Genomic DNA, 16,238 nt, shown 5'->3' on the forward strand with positions numbered 1-16,238 from the left:
ATGGATTTCGAAAATTTATAAATAATGCACATGGGAGAGGGTATGGAAAAAAGTAAAACGAAGACTCCGTTTATGAAGGTAATAAAAAGGCATTGGCTACTTTTACTGATGCTTTTACCGAGTCTTTTATATGTGATCATTTTCAGTTACGTTCCAATGACAGGAATAATCCTGGCTTTCAAAAAATATCAGTATGCAGGAGGAATTTACTTTTCTCCTTGGAATGGTCTTAATAACTTCAAAGCTCTTTTGATTTCAGGGAAACTTGGGATGGTTACAAGAAATACGCTGCTCTACAACATAGCCTTTATAACTTTGGGTGTCTTATTTGAAATGGGTAGCGCAATTTTGCTCAACGAGTTGTTCTCCAAGTACTTTAAAAAGATAACTCAGTCACTTATGTTTTTGCCCTACTTCATAAGCTGGGTTGTAGCAGGCGCCATAATGTACAACATTTTCAACTACGAGAAAGGAGTATTTAACCATGTATTGACATCTCTTGGAGGCAATGCATTTGATTTATACAATACTCCATCGGCGTGGATCATAGTAATTATTTTCCTGAAGATATGGAAACAGACAGGTTATGGCTCAGTTGTTTATCTGGCAGCCATTACAGGTCTTGACCAGGAAATGTTCGAGGCAGCATCAATTGACGGTGCCAGTGCCTGGCAGAAGATAAGATATCTTACGATCCCATCTCTTATGCCAACCATGATGATATTGGTTCTTTTGGGAATAGGAAATATCTTCAGAGGAGATTTTGGTCTGTTCTATCAGACAGTAAGGTCAAGCGCACTGCTTCAGCCAACAACTGACGTTATTGATACATATGTGTTCAGACTCCTCATAGACAACGGAGATATCGGAGTATCTGCGGCAGCAAGTTTATATCAGTCAGTGCTGTGCTTCATAACCATAATGATATCCAATGGCTTAGTTAAAAAAGCTAATCCTGATTATGCACTGTATTGATGGGAGGAAGGAAGACATGACAAATCAAGTAGTTATAAATAAACGCAGAAGGCTAAGTAAAGATGAGCTTGCGGTTAATATAGTCGGAGTTGTTCTGATAGGTATTTTTGCTCTGATCTGTGTAATTCCTTTTTACCTGATAATCATAGCTTCTTTTACCTCAGAGACATCACTTATCAGAAACGGCTATCCGCTTTTGCCGTCAATTGAAAACTTTAGCTTAGACAGTTATAAGCTCAGCCTTAAAAATCCAATCGCGATACTTAAGGCATATGGAACAACAATAGGAGTTACGGTAGTTGGAACATTTTTGTCAGTTCTTTTGGCTACAATGACAGGCTACGTTCTTTCAAGAAAAGATTTTCCCTGGAGAAATAAGTTCGCATTTTTCTATTTCTTCACAACTTTGTTTAATGGAGGACTCGTTCCATGGTATTTGCTCTGTGTAAGATACCTTAATTTCAAAAACAGCTTCGCGGGACTTATTTTGCCACTGATGTTCTCTGTCTGGAACATGATAATAGCCAAATCATTCATGTCAGGGCTGCCTATGGAAATAACAGAGTCAGCAAAGATAGACGGAGCCAATGATCTGGTCATATTTGCAAAACTTATCATTCCGCTTTCAAAGCCGCTTCTTGCGACCTTATCTCTTTTCTCAGCGCTGGCTTACTGGAATGATTGGTATAACTGCATGTTATATGTGACTGACGAAAATAAATTTACACTTCAATACTACCTGCAGAGACTTTTGGGAAGTGCGGAAGCAATGAGAATAGTTGCTGAAAAGTCAGGAATTGCTCTTCCGTCAATTCCAATCGAGAGTATGAAGATGTCCATGACAGTAATAGCTACAGGACCAATCGTGTTGCTTTACCCGTTTGTACAAAGATATTTTGTAAAGGGGTTAACTATAGGAGCAGTGAAAGGATAAAAGGAGGTATAAATGAAAAAGAAGGTATTATCAATTATTTTGTCTGTCGCTATGACAGCGGGGGTATTAACAGCTTGTGGTGAGAGCGCTTCTACAACAAGTGCTGACACAACAACACAGAGTGCAGGATCGGCAGAGCAGACACAGACTTCAGCAGAGGCACCGGCAGCAGAATCAACCGATCTGTTGGCAGGGCTTCCCTCAGCAATCGGGGAAGGAACAGTTACCGCAACACCTGAGATGTACTCAGGAATTGACTTAAGTAAGCCCTACACAGTTCAGATGTATCTTATCGGCGATACACCAAATGACTGGGACGAGGTACTTGGGCTCATAAATGACTATCTTAAGCCATTTAACACAGATCTTAATGTAACATTCCTTAGCTGGAGTGATTACTCGACAATGTATTCACTTGTTCTTCAGGGAGGAGACGCAGACCTTATTTTCACAGCTCCATGGTGCTACATGTACACCGAAGCTGCAAAGGGATCTTTCTATACACTGGATTCTGACTTTATTGCAAAATGTATGCCACTTACAAATAAGTATCAGGCAGCAGAGAGCTGGGATGAGACAACTCTTTCAGGTAAGACCATAGCAGTTCCATCAAACACAGCTCAGCCAATGGGTAAGATTGTAGCAATCAGACAGGATATTGCTGACAAGTATGGAATTTCAGAGCTTACAAGCTGGGATGACTACAAGAACTTCTCTCTTACAGTTGCAGAAAAAGAAACTCCTGAGACAGGTGTGTATGCACTTGCTGCAGCAGGGGATAACAACGAGCTTTGGGATGTATACAGAGAGCAGTATGACACATTCCTGGCACTTGATTCAGATTTCTTTGACATGATCTATGAGTATAAGGAAGGATCACTTCCTACAAAGGACGATATCAAGCTGGTATACGAATATGAACCTTTCCGTCAGTATGCAAAAGACATGAAGGAAATGGCTGACGCAGGATGCTGGAGCAGATCAGCTCTTACAAACACAGTAACAGATGACGATGCTTTTGGAGCACTTCAGGGTGCATCAATTGCATGGAACGCTTCAGTATTCACATACATCAGACAGGCAGAGCAGACAGACGGCGTAGTAGGCGCTGCTTATGATATCACAAAGCCACATCTTGTAGGCTGCGAAGCATATTCCAACAACGACATGGCTATCACAGCAAGCTCCAAGAATCCTGAGAGAGCAGCTATGGTTCTTGATATCATGAAGATGGATACATATGTTAACCGCCTTATTCTTCTTGGTGAGGAAGGAAAGCATTACACAATCAATGAAAACAATGAGTACACAAAGGTTGACGGAGCAACAGAAAACTATCCTCCAATGACAGTTTCAGCATCCTGGGCAATCAAGAATGGCGAGCTTTCAGAGGCAGGCGGAGATCCTAGAGAAAAAGAGGTTTCTGACAGCTGGGAAGAAAGAGTTGTAAGCAACCCTACTATCACATTTGTATTTGATGACACAAATGTTTCCAATGAAAAAGCAGCAGTTAACACAGTATTGAATTCTTATGTTCCAATGCTTGAGCTTGGTCTTGTAGATGATGTTGATGCTACTCTTGATAAGATGATAAAAGAGTGCTACGATTCAGGACTTCAGACAGTACTTGATGAATTCTACAGTCAGTATGAAGCTTGGCTTGCAACAAGATAAAAAAATATGCAGTATCGTGATTTTGTGTGATGCCGCAACAAAAATGCACGAAATGATTATTCAGGGAGCAGATAATCCTGCTCCCTATATTTTTAAACTTTATCAGGAGAGAGGAAATGGAGTTAAAAGATACCAGCTTAATAAATCAAAATTGGAAATTCAACTTGGAAGATTGTAATGGAGATATTTTTGCAGGAGCTGAATATGATGATTCATCATGGGAAGTGTTGACACTGCCCCACGACTGGGATACTTTTTTTGCTCCTGATAAGGATAACAAAAGTGGTGCCGGGGGCGGCTATGCAAAGGCCGGAACCGGATGGTACAGAAAAGAAGTGACCTTAAAAGATGAGGATGTCAAAGAATCAGGATATGAACTCATTTTTGAGGGAATCTATATGGAGAGTACCGTGTTTGTTAACGGCAAAAAGGTAGGTGGAAACAACTACGGATACACAACCTTTTCTGTGGATATCACAGACAAAATAGTTCCAGGAAAAAATGTCATAGCTGTTAAAGTTAATAATAGCAAGCAGCCAAACAGCAGATGGTATACAGGATCTGGAATTTACAGAGATGTTTACTTAAGAAAACACGGAGATGTCTGCACCAATCTGTTTGGGGTAAAAGTGGATACAAATACAGTTACAGATGATGGAACCTTAGCTACACTGGATTTAAGAACTAAGATAGACAATTATTCTGATACAGACAAAGACTCAGTTATCAGATGGACAATAAAAGATAAGAGTGGAAAAGAAATTGCTACTACAGGCGCATCCCTGTGGATAGGCGCAAATGGAAGCGCAGAAGCAGCAAGCATGATGTTTGTTAATGACCCTGTTTTGTGGTCTGAAAAAGATCCATATTTATACTCCCTTGAGACAAGAGTATACGAAGGAGAAACATTAGTTGACAGACGCATAGAAAAAATAGGAATAAGGAAAGCTCTTTTTACCAAAGATAAGGGCTTTGTGTTAAATGGAGAACAGGTGAAGATAAAAGGCGTATGTCTCCACCATGACAGCGGATTATTCGGCGCAGCTTTCCACAAAGAGGTCTGGAGCGAAAGATTTAAGTCACTTAAGGATATGGGCGTAAATGGAATCAGATGTTCACACAATCCTCCGGCGCCAGCCTTCCTTGATCTTTGCGATGAAATGGGCTTTATCGTAATGGATGAAATCTGTGATGAGTGGACCCTGGGCAAGAATAAAAATGAGAACTATTATTCGGATAAACCATCCTACGGCTTTAGTCAGTTCTTTTCACAGGATGCGGAAAAAGAGCTAAGAACCATGATAAGGCGCGACTATAACCATCCAAGTATTGTCCTGTGGAGTATTGGGAATGAAATCCCTGAGCAGGGCTATGCGTCTGGGGCACAGATAGTAAAAATGCTCTCTGACATAGTGCACTCAGAGGATTCACAAAGGCTTGTTACAAGTGCCTGCGATAACATCGCATCCCTTCCTGCAATTGCCACCAAAGACAGCTTCCTTGAAGCTCTGGATGTAGTTGGCTACAACTATGTGGGAAGATGGCGTGAAAGGGCTGAAAGGTTCTATGAAGACGATAAGATTGCTCACCCGGACAGACTTTTTATTGGAACAGAGAATCCGTCTGTTTGCGGGGACAGAGGCGACTACAGCTTAGAAGGGCCAAATAACACAAACTATATCACAGCGACTCTGACCCATGAAGCTCTTTGGAGATTTACTGCAAGCAGGGACTATGTTGCAGGAGACTATATCTGGACAGGAATAGATTACCTCGGGGAAGCTCATTGGCCAAGGCGCGGCGCCAACTTTGGAGCAATTGACACTGCGGGATTTAAAAAGGATGCATTTTACTATTTCAGATCTATATGGAATAAGGATGATGTGACACTACATCTTTTGCCTCACTGGAACTTTAAAGGAGACGAGGGCATATTTAAGCAGGTTCTTTGCTACACTAACTGCGAAAGAGTTAAGCTCTATCTGAACGGACGACTTATTTCAGAAAAGTCAGGTGCTGCCTGTCCAAGATATGGAGCTACACAGAGCTGGGATGATGAGATGAGAAGATATCATCCGACTACAGGAGACCTTCATTTATCCTGGGATGTGCCATATGAAGCAGGCGAGCTGCGGGCAGAAGGTTATATTGGAGATAAGCTTGTAAAAGAGTGTGTGGTAAAAACTACAGGCGAAATGTCAAAACTGGCAGCAGATGTGAAGAACGTCGGAGAGTTTACGTTTGTGGAAATAAGCGCTGCAGATGAAAATGGCAATTGTGTTCCGAACGAAGATTCTGTAGTTGCTGTTAAGTATGATGACACAGTTGAGTTTATTGGAATGGATGCAGGTAACATGCTTGATCTGTCCTGTTATAAAGAAGAAAAAAGAGCCATGCTCGCCGGAAAACTACTGGCAGTTTTCAGGAAAAAAGAACAGGGCTCTAGGGCAACAGTTTGTTTTAAGGCAGAAGGACTATCAGAACTGAATATTGATATCTGATCATTTTGATAATTCCCAAAAAGCTACAGCGCTTGCGGCTGCAACGTTAAGAGAATCAACGCCATGTGCCATTGGAATCTTAACGCAATAGTCGCAGGCGCTTATTGTTTCAGGTAAAAGTCCATCACCTTCAGCACCGAGAAAAATGGCCAGTTTGTCTGCGTTTCGGAGTTCATCATCGCTAATATTCTTAGTGTCGTTTCTAAGTGCCATTGCGACGCTCTTAAATCCAAGCTCCTTTAAACTCTCAAACTCTTTTCCCTCAGGGAGAAATGTCCAGGACACCTGGAATACAGTTCCCATGCTGACCCTGGCAGCACGCCTGTAGAGCGGATCAGTGCAGCCATGTGTGAAAAGAACAGCATCTATAGAAAGGGCAGCAGCACTTCTTACGATGGCTCCGAGATTTGTTGGATTAGTTACATTTTCAAGAACTGCAACTCTTCTGGCCTTTTGACATACATCAGCTACAGAAGGCAGCTCTTTTCTCCTCATAGCGCAGAGCACGCCCCTTGTAAGGTGAAAGCCTGTGATCTGTGTCAGAACTTCAGACTCGGCAATATATACCGGAACATCGAAGCTATTAGTGAGCCTCTCTATGATTTCCTCTGCTTCTTTTTCAGTCTGATCTTTTTCCAGTAAAAGAGATATGGGCTCGTAGCCTGCATCCAGAGCGCGTTCAATAACCTTGGGACTCTCGGCGATGAATATTCCAAGATCCGGTTCATTTATGTGAAATAACTGATTCTCGGAGTATTCATGATAAACGCGAAGATCAGGAGTGTTTAAGTTTTCTATTTTGATTAAAGTTTTTGCCATTATATAGTTATTCCTTTTTATTATTTTTGAGTTTTTGATAATAGTTTGCAATTCGAATGGCTGAATCTGAATTTTGTTGATAGGTTTGAATAAGATCAAATAGTACAGGGTCATCAGATTTATATATCGTGATGCAATTAGCTGATGGGTTATTTACTTTATCATATAGATAATCAGAGGATGTGCCAAAAACCTGAGCTATATAGTTTATAGTCTGAAAGGATGGCTCTCTTTGTCCGTTTTCATACCTTCCATACCCCATTGCTGTCATGTTTAGTCGTCGCGCGGCTTCAGCTTTACTAATACCTAAATTTTCGCGAATTTCCTTTAATCGTCTAGAATTAAAGCTCATTATTTTCCTCCTTGACATATAACCAATGGTTGCGCTAACATAACCAACGGTTATATGGTATCAGATTTTTTTGTTATTGACAAGTAAGATGTTTTTTAGAATTGTTTTAAATAACGATATTCATTTGACACCAAATACGATACCAATTACAATGAGGAAAAAGAGAATGTCAAGATGGGAAAAACTAATAAATAATATACTCAAAATGTCAGGAAATATGCGATTTGAAGAGCTTAAGAGGGTTTTAGAGGCATATGGGTATGTTATGCAGGGAACTAAAGGTGGGAGTAGTCATTTTACATTTAGAAAACCTGGCAAAAATCCAATAACAATCCCTGCTCATGAACCTATTAAAAAGATTTATGTAGAGATGGTTAGGAATGTAGTTTTGGAGGAAGGTGAAGATGATGAAGAAGATGAAAATGAAAAAGATTGAGGATTTTGTAGCGCTACCTTACAAGATGGAAATAGTAAAAGATTTAGATGAAGGCGGATATGTAGTTTCTTTTCCAGATCTACCAGGATGCCTTACAGTAGGAGAAACAATTGAAGAGGCAATAAAGAATGCTGAGGACGCAAAACGTGCGTGGTTAGAGGCTGCAATTGAAGAGCAAATAGAAATAAGTATTCCTGAAAATAAAGAAAAGTATTCTGGTCAATTCAAGCTACGGATTCCCAAAAGCTTGCACAGGATACTGGCTGAGCAATCAAAACGCGAAGGAATCAGCATGAATCAGTACTGTGTATATCTCCTTTCAAGAAACATTGCTCTTAGTACAAATAAACTGAATTAGTTTTCTACAAACGGATCTGAACTATTCATATCTTCCTTTTATGTTTGGATAATATTACAATTATTCCATAGCATTACCTATTTTGGAGGATAAATGGAAGAAAAACAGCATAAGCGCAGAGTACACTATTCCGGGAAATATCCCAGAAAGTTTGAAGAAAAATATAAAGAGCAGAATCCTGAGAAATATGCAGATACAGTGGCGAAGGTTATCTCAAAAGGTTCGACACCTGCAGGTATGCATATTTCCATCATGGTAAAAGAGATTCTTGAGGTGCTTAAGATACAGCCAGGCGAAAAGGGGCTCGACTGTACACTAGGATATGGCGGACATACCAGAAAGATGCTGGAGCAGCTTAAAGGAAACGGCTGTGTTTATGGGCTTGACGTTGATCCGATAGAATCACAAAAGACCGTGGAGAGGCTAAGAAGCGCCGGCTTTGGAGAAGACAATTTTAAATTCAGACTCATTAACTTTGCAAACATAGATAAAGTGGCTGAGGAAGCCGGGAAGTTTGACTTTGTTCTGGCAGATCTTGGAGTTTCCTCTATGCAGATCGATGATCCTAAGAGGGGCTTTTCTTATAAGGTCGACGGACCACTTGATCTAAGGCTTGATCCTGAGCATGGAGAGTCTGCAGCAGAAAGACTTCGCAACATTACAAGGGATGAATTTGTCGGGATGCTAATAGAGAATTCTGATGAGCCATATGCTGAAGAAATTGCCGACAAAGTTTTTAACCTGATGAAAAAGGGGAATCCAATGGACACCACAACTGCCCTCAGAGAAGCAATTGAAGGGGCTCTTTGGAAAGTTCCAAAAGAAGAGAAAGATCAGGCGATTAAGAAGAGTTGTGCAAGGGTATTTCAGGCACTTAGAATAGATGTAAACAGTGAATTTGAAGTTCTTTATGCATTTTTGGAAAAGCTCCCAGGGATACTTAATCCAGGTGGAAGAGTTGCAATTTTGACCTTCCACTCAGGGGAAGACAGACTTGTTAAAAAGTCCTTTAAGGAACTGAAAAAGAATGGAATTTACAGCGATATATCAGAGGATGTTACAAGGCCTTCAGCAGAAGAATGCAGGCTGAATCCTCGCAGTAAGTCTACCAAGATGAGATGGGCAATTAAGGCGTAACAATCAAATTTGTATTGATGTGTATTGAGGAGTTTTTATGGAAAAGCGATATGTTACCGATATGACACAGGGCAATGAAATAGCGCTTCTTATTAAGTTTACTATTCCTATGCTTTTAGGTAATCTGTTCCAGCAGTTTTACAATCTTGCAGATACTATAATAGTAGGGCAGTTCGGTGGCGAATATGGCCTTGCTTCTATTGGAGCGGTTGGAAGTGTGAACTTCTTATTCTTTTCACTTTGCATGGGTATGGGCGCCGGTGTAGGCATCATGATTTCCCAGAACTTTGGCGCCGGAAAAGATGAATATGTAAAAAAGATTGTAGGAAACTCTATATACATAACCTTAGTGGCAGGTATCCTAATGAGTGTTGTAAGTGTGTTCTTTGCAAGGCCAATTCTGACAATCATGGATACTCCGGAAGAATGTATGGCAGATGCTCTTTTATATATGAGGATAGTTTGCGGTGCCACATTTTTGGTTGCTGCTTATAATATGATTTCTTCAATATTAAGGGCACTTGGAGATAGCAAGACACCACTCATTTTTCTGGTTGTGGCATGCTTTGTGAATGTAGTACTGGATCTTGTAACAGTAGTAGGACTTCATATGGGAGTTGCGGGAGCGGCGATAGCAACTGTTTTTTCCCAGACAATTGCCATGATAGGCTCCATAGCTGTAGGTGTTAAAAAGAATCCATATCTTCAACTTAATCCCAGCCATAAGGAACTAAACACAGATATCATAGATAAAGCTGTAAGACTTGGTATTCCGCTGGCGCTCCAGAATGCGCTTATTGCTTTTTCATGTGTGGCTCTTCAGAGAGTTGTTAACAGCTTCGGAAGTAACGTAATGGCAGCTTATACTGCTACAGGACGTATTGAACAGCTTGTTCAGCAGCCATTTGGCTCTCTTGGAACAGCAGTGTCTACTTTTGCAGGACAGAATGCAGGAGCCAAAAAACTGGACAGGGTAAAAAGTGGATGTATCAAGAGCGTTTTCCTTGTTGCAGCATTTAGCATACTAATGATCATAGTTATGTTTGCATTTGGAGAAAATATAATAAGATTCTTTACGCCTAACGCTGAGGCAATCAGAATTGGTGCAAGGGGGCTTAGGATAACAAGTTTATTCTATTTTACGCTGGGACTTATATATGTATTCAGAGGAATGCTTAACGGCGTTGGTGATGCGGCTTTTGCACTGATAAACGGACTTATAGAAGTTGTAGGAAGAATCGGTTTTGCGGCAATACTTATGGCTATACCCGGAGTTGGGCTTTGGGGATGCTGGTATACAAACGGACTTACCTGGGCAATTACAGGACTTGGCTGTGTCCTGAGATATCTTAAGGGTAAATGGCGTACTAAGGTGTTTGCGTGAGAAGTAATGAGTTTTTGAGGCTTTGGCTTGGAATATAAATACCGAATCAACTGCAAATGGAAAAGGGGAAGGTAACAAATGAGAAAAATATTGAACGGGGAAAGCATAACTCTCGGAACCTGTTATTATTCTGAGCACTGGGATAAGTCGCTGTGGCGAGAGGATTTGGAAAGGATGCTGTCTGTGGGGATAAATACAGTTAGAATAGCAGAGTTTGCCTGGAGTAAGGTTGAGCTTACTGAGGGTAACTTTAACTTTGATTTCTTTGATGAGTTCCTTGATCTGACGGATGAAATTGGGATGCAGGTGATCATGGGAACACCTACAGCTACGCCTCCGGCGTGGCTATCTGAGAAATATCCTGATGTATTAAATGCAAGGAAAGATGGAGTTCTTTTCAGGCATGGAATGCGTCGTCATTATAATTACAATTCTGAAAATTATCGCAGGTTGTCTTCAATAATTGTTGAGAAATTTGCAGAGCACTATGGTAAAAGAAAAAGCGTAATAGGCTGGCAGATTGATAATGAGATAAACTGTGAAATAGCCGAGTTTTACTCAGAAAGTGATGATAAAGCCTTCAACAGATTCCTGCAGAATAAATATAAGAGTCTTGATGCATTAAACGAGGCATGGGGAACAGTTTTCTGGAATCAGACCTACACTGACTGGAACGAGGTTCACATTCCGAGAACTACTATTCAGGGAGTTGTTAACCCGCATCAGACTTTGGACTATTACAGATTTGTATCTGATAGCGCCTGCAGCTGGGCTAAAATGCAGGCAGACATAATCCGTAAATACAAAAAGGAAGATGACTTCATTACCACTAACGGCATCTTTGGTCATGTGGATTATCAGAGAATGAGAGATGAAAGTCTCGATTTTATAACCTATGATTCATATCCAAATTTTGCCTATACTCTTGATGGATATGATCCTTCAGAAGACGCTCTTAGAGACAGAAAGTGGAGCAGGCATCTTACAGAGACAAGGTCAATATCACCTATATTTGGCATTATGGAGCAGCAGTCCGGCGCTAATGGTTGGAATTCAGGCATGGCAGCACCTACTCCAAGACCGGGGCAAATAACCCTTTGGACAATGCAGTCAATTGCTCATGGAGCGGACTTTGTCAGCTACTTTAGATGGAGAACAGCTACATTTGGAACAGAGATGTATTGGCATGGAATCCTTGATTATTCTGGAAGAGATAACAGAAGGTTAAAAGAGATTTCTGATATTAATACTAAAGTGCAGAAATTATCTGATGTTGCAGGATGCCGATATGCTGCAAAAGTTGCGGTGCTAAAAGACTACGACAATGTATGGGATGCTGAATATGATGTATGGCACAAAAGCGTTGAGGAACAAAGCCAAAAGGCAATCATAAATGCCTCTCAGAAAACCCATACTCCGATTGATTTTGTATATCTTAGTGGATATCTCAGAAGAGATGATGCCGGTGGACAAGTGAACACAGAGCGGCTGCTTGAAAAGCTTTCCCAGTATGATCTTTTAATCTATCCACATATGACAATTGTTGATGATAGATTTTTACCTGCTCTTACAAAGTATGTTGAGAAGGGCGGAAAGCTTGTAATAGGCTGCAGAAGCGGATACAAGGAAATAACAGGAAAGTGTACAATGGAGAAGCTTCCTGGAAAACTCAAACCGCTTACCGGCTGTGATATCCCGGAGTATACCTACATTGCACCTGATACAGGTGATGTCCACATTAAGTGGGACGATACATTATTCACAGCAAGTGTATTTGCTGACCAGCTCACTGTGGGTAACCGGTCCGGATCAGAGGCGGATTGTGGACAAAATCGGACTGAAGAAGACAGTAGTTGTATGAATGATAAGTCTGAAGATGTTAGCAATACTGTACAGAACTGCAAAGTTCTGGCAACTTATGAGGATGACTATTACAAGGGCTTTGGCGCACTTACAGCTAATAAATTCGGTAATGGTGAAGTATATTATTATGGCAGCGCCTTCAATGAAGAGTCAGTTGAAGTCTTTTTTGACAAACTTGGAGTTAAGAACCCATATGGAGAATACCTTGAACTACCGGAGGAGTTGGAGCTTGCGGTAAGAGGAGATGGTGAAGATCAATTCGCATTTATACTTAACTATTCAAAGGATGCCAAGAACTTCATAATTAAAGGAAAAGCGCTTGATGTATTCAAAGGGGAAGATGCTTCAGGAATGATAACCCTTCCCGGATATGGAGTAAGTGTTTTGAAGCTATAAATTGAATATTGAAAAAGAAAAATATCATTCATAATAGGAGACAAATTACATGACATTACTTGAGAAATACAAAGCAAAACAGAAAGAACTTAACTACCTTGGACATGCAATGTCCCTTATGCACTGGGATCTTGAGACTACATGCCCCGATGGCGGAAAAGAAAAATTATCAGATGCCATATCATTTTTTTCAACTGAGCATTTCAAGAAAGCAACAGATGATGAATTTTATGGTCTTGTGTGTAAACTTTCTGAAAAAGAAGAGTTCGACAAACTTGACGATGTAATGAAGTTTGACGTTACCAGAACTAAGGAGCAGCTCGATAAGATGAGACGCGTTCCTCAGGATTTCTACGAAGAGTATGTAAAAACCATTACTGCTTCTTCTATTGCATGGCCAAAGGCTAAACAGAACAATGACTAGAAGTCATACGAAGAGCCACTTGAGAAGACTATCAAAGCAGTTAAAGAATATAAGAAATATGTTTCTCCTGATATGCAGACCTATGATGCTCTTATCGATGATTATGAAAGAGGCATGACACAGTATAAGATCGATGCAGTTTTCGGGGAACTTAAAGAAGAGCTTATTCCTCTTTTGGATAAAATTCTTGCCTGCCCACAGCCGGATCACAGCAAGTTTACTATGAAAGTACCTGCTCACGAGCAGGCTGAGCTCTGTAAGTTCATTGTAGAGTACATGGGAATTGACATGGAAAGATTTGCTCAGGCTGAGACCGAGCATCCATTTACTACTAACATGTCTATTGATGATGTCAGGATCACGAATCATTACTATGAGAATGAGGTCATTTCCGCTATATTCTCAGCTATTCATGAGGGCGGACATGCCATATTTGAACAGAATGTTGACCATAAATACGAGGGAACTGAAGGTGCTTCCATCAGTTACATGGGACTTCATGAAAGCCAGTCAAGGTTCTATGAAAACATTCTTGGAAGAAACATCAATTTCTGGAAACCAATCTGGCCAAAGGTTTGTGAGATTGTTCCTGAACTCAAGACAGTAACACTTGAAGAATTTTATAAAGAGATTAACCACATTGAAAACAGCCTTGTCAGAACTGAAGCTGATGAGCTTACATACTGTCTCCACATTATCCTCAGATACGAGATGGAGAGAGCAATTTTCATTGATGGAGCAGATGTAAAAGACCTTCCTAAGATGTGGAATGAAAAGATGGATGAGCTTCTTCACGTTGTTCCTGAGACTGATGCGCAGGGTGTTTTACAGGATATGCATTGGTCTGACGGAAGCTTTGGATACTTCCCATCATACCTTCTTGGCAGCATCTATGACGGAATGTTCCTCGAAGCAATAGAAAAAGACCTTGGAAGTATAGACGATATCCTTGCAGCCGGAGAAATCAAAAAGATTACAAAGTGGCTCAATGAGAAGATCCACCAGTATGGCGCAACCAGAATATCAAGCGAAGTGCTGGAAGCAGTGTGCGGACAAGAACTCTCTGCAAAGCCGCTTATCAGGCACTTCAAGGATAAATATGCGAAGATTTATAATTTTTGATGTTAGGAGACAGGCGTTTGAAGAAATAACAGATGCCTGCAGCAGAAATTATTATTGACACCATAGCTATTTACCAAGTATATTGAACACAACAAAATAAACAGGCGCCCATTGCTACCGAGTAGTGGGATTAACGTCATTTCTTTACCGTTAGGTCTTAGCAGGTAAGGGAATGGCGTTTTTTTTGGAGGTAAAAAAATGAAGTGGATCTATCTATTTATTGCAGGAGCTCTTGAAATTACGTGGGCGGTAACCATGAAGATGTCCAATGGCTTTACGTTGCTGATTCCATCTATTATCACCGGAGTGGGATACATAGCAAGTGCAGCGTTTTTGTCGATAGCATTAAAACATCTGCCGCTTGGAACGGCTTATGCTATGTGGACCGGAATGGGAATTGTTGGAACTACATTGCTGGGAATATTTCTTTTCCAAGAAAAACTTACTGTTCCTCAGGTAATATGTGTTATTCTGATTGTAGTTGGAATAGCAGGACTTAAGATTTTGGCAAAAGAGTGAGGTACGTCATGTTTAGAAAAATGAGAAGATTTAATCAGCAAATATCAGATTCAGAGTGTATAGAGATATTGAAAAATACTAGGAGAGGGGTCCTTTCACTAATAGGTGATGATGGTTATCCATATGGACTTCCTATAGACCATTGGTACTGTGAAGAGGATGGGAAAATCTATTTTCATGGAGCCAAAGAGGGACATAAGATTGACGCAATCAAAACATGCGATAAAGCAAGTTACTGCGTTTATGATGAAGGATATCGCAAGGAAGGTGATTGGGCTCTCAATGTTAAAAGCGTTATTACCTTTGGCAGAATCAGCCTTGTTGAAGATGAAAAAAAGGCGAGAGAAATCTGTACTGCACTAACCAGGAAGTTTACCGATGACGAAGAATATCTGGAAAAAGAGCTTAAGAATGCATTCCCTCGTGTGCAATGTCTGGAATTTACACCGGAGCATATGACAGGAAAGCTGGTTAATGAGTCATAAATGTGATGCAGATGCTTTGGTGTTCTTGCCGGGATGGACCATGGGGACGGGGTCAATGTCATTTAGATAAGCCCGTCGACTTTTTAATTGAATAGTTATCCCAAATCAGAGGTGAAATACCCTCTGATTTTTTAACGCTTTTTTGAAAAAAAGCTTGACAAGTCAGCCAAAAAATGTTGCCGCACCTTGATTATAAGACATTTTTACGGAGGTGCTGATATGTCATTTACTGTTAAGCAAATCTGAAAAGAAACTTGTTAAGGAACAACGTAAGCTTTCCAGAATGATTAAAGGTTCATCTAATTGGAATAAACAGCGTATAAAAGTTGCAAAGATACATGAAAAAATTACAAATCAGAGGAATGACTTTCTACATAAAGAGTCAACAAAGTTGGTGAAAGAAAACCAAATCATCTGCATTGAAAACCTTAATGTGAAAGGAATGGTTCGTAATCATAAGCTCGCCAAGTCAATTAGTGACGTAGCATGGTCTAAGTTCTTTGATATGCTTGAATACAAAGCATCTTTCTATGGTTATGAGATAATTAAGGTTCCGAGATTCTATCCAAGTAGTCAGACTTGTAACTGCTGCGGATATCAGAATCCTCATATCAAAAATCTCAGTATCCGAGAGTGGAAATGTCCTGTTTGTGGCACATATCATGATCGTGATGGTAATGCTGCTAAAAACATACTAAAAATAGGTCTGTCACTTCGCATGACAGCTTAACGAATGACAAGGTAGGCATGGGCTGTGCCGAACCAAACGCTTGTGGACATCGTTGGGAAAACTACTCTCTACGGAGAGCGTGACAATAACCGTGGTGGTTGAAGCAAGAATCCCATCAAGCTTTAGCTT

Annotated in this window: 15 protein-coding genes and 1 pseudogene; 14 read left to right on the forward strand and 2 right to left on the reverse strand. The window is 40.5% G+C overall.

The features are described 5' to 3' along the window. The first annotated feature begins 42 nt into the window (after window positions 1-42). From J6O61_RS09370 to J6O61_RS09390, 5 genes are read left to right on the forward strand one after another with little or no spacing between them, the layout of a single operon-like run. Window positions 43-975 (forward strand): ABC transporter permease, encoded by a 933-nt coding sequence (locus J6O61_RS09370; RefSeq protein WP_292212294.1) that lies wholly within the window; start codon window positions 43-45, stop codon window positions 973-975. A gap of 16 nt (window positions 976-991) precedes the next feature. Next, window positions 992-1,909, forward strand: a complete 918-nt coding sequence (locus J6O61_RS09375; protein ID WP_292212296.1) for a carbohydrate ABC transporter permease — start codon at window positions 992-994, stop codon at window positions 1,907-1,909. 12 nt (window positions 1,910-1,921) lie between these two features. Further along, the gene (locus tag J6O61_RS09380) at window positions 1,922-3,583 is read left to right on the forward strand and encodes an ABC transporter substrate-binding protein (RefSeq protein WP_292212301.1); all 1,662 of its coding nucleotides are present in this window, start codon (window positions 1,922-1,924) and stop codon (window positions 3,581-3,583) included. Next, window positions 3,558-3,761: a hypothetical protein gene (locus tag J6O61_RS09385; protein WP_292212304.1), complete on the forward strand. Its 204-nt coding sequence runs from the start codon at window positions 3,558-3,560 to the stop codon at window positions 3,759-3,761. The genes J6O61_RS09380 and J6O61_RS09385 overlap by 26 nt, the downstream gene beginning before the upstream one ends. Next, on the forward strand, window positions 3,748-6,084 hold the full coding sequence (locus tag J6O61_RS09390; protein ID WP_292212307.1) for a glycoside hydrolase family 2 TIM barrel-domain containing protein: 2,337 nt from the start codon (window positions 3,748-3,750) through the stop codon (window positions 6,082-6,084). Before J6O61_RS09385 ends, J6O61_RS09390 begins: the two co-directional genes overlap by 14 nt. On the opposite strand, the gene J6O61_RS09395 is transcribed toward J6O61_RS09390, so the two are convergent. Together J6O61_RS09395 and J6O61_RS09400 are read right to left on the reverse strand one after the other, a co-directional pair. Beyond that, complete coding sequence (locus tag J6O61_RS09395; RefSeq protein WP_292212310.1) at window positions 6,085-6,903, reverse strand: TrmH family RNA methyltransferase; 819 nt, start codon at window positions 6,901-6,903, stop codon at window positions 6,085-6,087. It lies immediately after the preceding gene. A gap of 7 nt (window positions 6,904-6,910) precedes the next feature. Next, a complete protein-coding gene (locus J6O61_RS09400; protein ID WP_292143604.1) occupies window positions 6,911-7,255 on the reverse strand; it encodes a helix-turn-helix domain-containing protein in 345 nt (114 codons plus the stop codon). A gap of 166 nt (window positions 7,256-7,421) precedes the next feature. Between J6O61_RS09400 and J6O61_RS09405 the strand changes: the two genes are divergently transcribed. The 9 genes and pseudogenes from J6O61_RS09405 to J6O61_RS09445 all read left to right on the forward strand — a co-directional run bounded on the left by J6O61_RS09405 (window position 7,422) and on the right by J6O61_RS09445 (window position 16,109). Beyond that, complete coding sequence (locus tag J6O61_RS09405; protein ID WP_292212313.1) at window positions 7,422-7,691, forward strand: type II toxin-antitoxin system HicA family toxin; 270 nt, start codon at window positions 7,422-7,424, stop codon at window positions 7,689-7,691. After that, window positions 7,678-8,049 (forward strand): type II toxin-antitoxin system HicB family antitoxin, encoded by a 372-nt coding sequence (locus J6O61_RS09410; protein WP_292212329.1) that lies wholly within the window; start codon window positions 7,678-7,680, stop codon window positions 8,047-8,049. The genes J6O61_RS09405 and J6O61_RS09410 overlap by 14 nt, the downstream gene beginning before the upstream one ends. Before the next feature lie 93 nt (window positions 8,050-8,142). After that, window positions 8,143-9,186 carry a 16S rRNA (cytosine(1402)-N(4))-methyltransferase RsmH gene (rsmH, locus tag J6O61_RS09415; RefSeq protein WP_292212315.1) on the forward strand — a complete coding sequence of 348 codons (1,044 nt, stop codon included), beginning with the start codon at window positions 8,143-8,145 and terminating at the stop codon, window positions 9,184-9,186. 37 nt (window positions 9,187-9,223) lie between these two features. Next, the gene (locus J6O61_RS09420) at window positions 9,224-10,570 is read left to right on the forward strand and encodes an MATE family efflux transporter (protein ID WP_292212317.1); all 1,347 of its coding nucleotides are present in this window, start codon (window positions 9,224-9,226) and stop codon (window positions 10,568-10,570) included. Window positions 10,571-10,648: 78 nt separating this feature from the next. Then, window positions 10,649-12,829: a beta-galactosidase gene (locus J6O61_RS09425; protein WP_292212320.1), complete on the forward strand. Its 2,181-nt coding sequence runs from the start codon at window positions 10,649-10,651 to the stop codon at window positions 12,827-12,829. Window positions 12,830-12,878: 49 nt separating this feature from the next. Further along, window positions 12,879-14,375: pseudogene (locus J6O61_RS09430) on the forward strand (carboxypeptidase M32). Between the two features lie 198 nt (window positions 14,376-14,573). Next, window positions 14,574-14,894, forward strand: a complete 321-nt coding sequence (locus J6O61_RS09435) for a DMT family transporter (RefSeq protein ID WP_292212321.1) — start codon at window positions 14,574-14,576, stop codon at window positions 14,892-14,894. A gap of 20 nt (window positions 14,895-14,914) precedes the next feature. Next, window positions 14,915-15,379, forward strand: a complete 465-nt coding sequence (locus tag J6O61_RS09440; protein WP_330613763.1) for a pyridoxamine 5'-phosphate oxidase family protein — start codon at window positions 14,915-14,917, stop codon at window positions 15,377-15,379. A gap of 211 nt (window positions 15,380-15,590) precedes the next feature. Beyond that, window positions 15,591-16,109: an RNA-guided endonuclease TnpB family protein gene (locus J6O61_RS09445; protein ID WP_330613764.1), complete on the forward strand. Its 519-nt coding sequence runs from the start codon at window positions 15,591-15,593 to the stop codon at window positions 16,107-16,109. Window positions 16,110-16,238: the final 129 nt, after the last annotated feature.

The organism is Butyrivibrio sp., from assembly GCF_017635265.1.
In the GTDB taxonomy this organism is placed as follows: Bacteria; Bacillota; Clostridia; order Lachnospirales; family Lachnospiraceae; genus Butyrivibrio.

Coding starts and splice junctions, on each gene's coding strand:
- J6O61_RS09385 (WP_292212304.1), top strand. CDS start 3,558: ATGAAGCTTGGCTTGCAACAAGATAAAAAAATATGCAGTATCGTGATT.
- rsmH (WP_292212315.1), top strand. CDS start 8,143: ATGGAAGAAAAACAGCATAAGCGCAGAGTACACTATTCCGGGAAATAT.
- J6O61_RS09425 (WP_292212320.1), top strand. CDS start 10,649: ATGAGAAAAATATTGAACGGGGAAAGCATAACTCTCGGAACCTGTTAT.
- J6O61_RS09435 (WP_292212321.1), top strand. CDS start 14,574: ATGAAGTGGATCTATCTATTTATTGCAGGAGCTCTTGAAATTACGTGG.
- J6O61_RS09375 (WP_292212296.1), top strand. CDS start 992: ATGACAAATCAAGTAGTTATAAATAAACGCAGAAGGCTAAGTAAAGAT.
- J6O61_RS09440 (WP_330613763.1), top strand. CDS start 14,915: ATGAGAAGATTTAATCAGCAAATATCAGATTCAGAGTGTATAGAGATA.
- J6O61_RS09400 (WP_292143604.1), bottom strand. CDS start 7,255: ATGAGCTTTAATTCTAGACGATTAAAGGAAATTCGCGAAAATTTAGGT.
- J6O61_RS09370 (WP_292212294.1), top strand. CDS start 43: ATGGAAAAAAGTAAAACGAAGACTCCGTTTATGAAGGTAATAAAAAGG.
- J6O61_RS09380 (WP_292212301.1), top strand. CDS start 1,922: ATGAAAAAGAAGGTATTATCAATTATTTTGTCTGTCGCTATGACAGCG.
- J6O61_RS09420 (WP_292212317.1), top strand. CDS start 9,224: ATGGAAAAGCGATATGTTACCGATATGACACAGGGCAATGAAATAGCG.
- J6O61_RS09395 (WP_292212310.1), bottom strand. CDS start 6,903: ATGGCAAAAACTTTAATCAAAATAGAAAACTTAAACACTCCTGATCTT.
- J6O61_RS09410 (WP_292212329.1), top strand. CDS start 7,678: ATGAAAAAGATTGAGGATTTTGTAGCGCTACCTTACAAGATGGAAATA.
- J6O61_RS09405 (WP_292212313.1), top strand. CDS start 7,422: ATGTCAAGATGGGAAAAACTAATAAATAATATACTCAAAATGTCAGGA.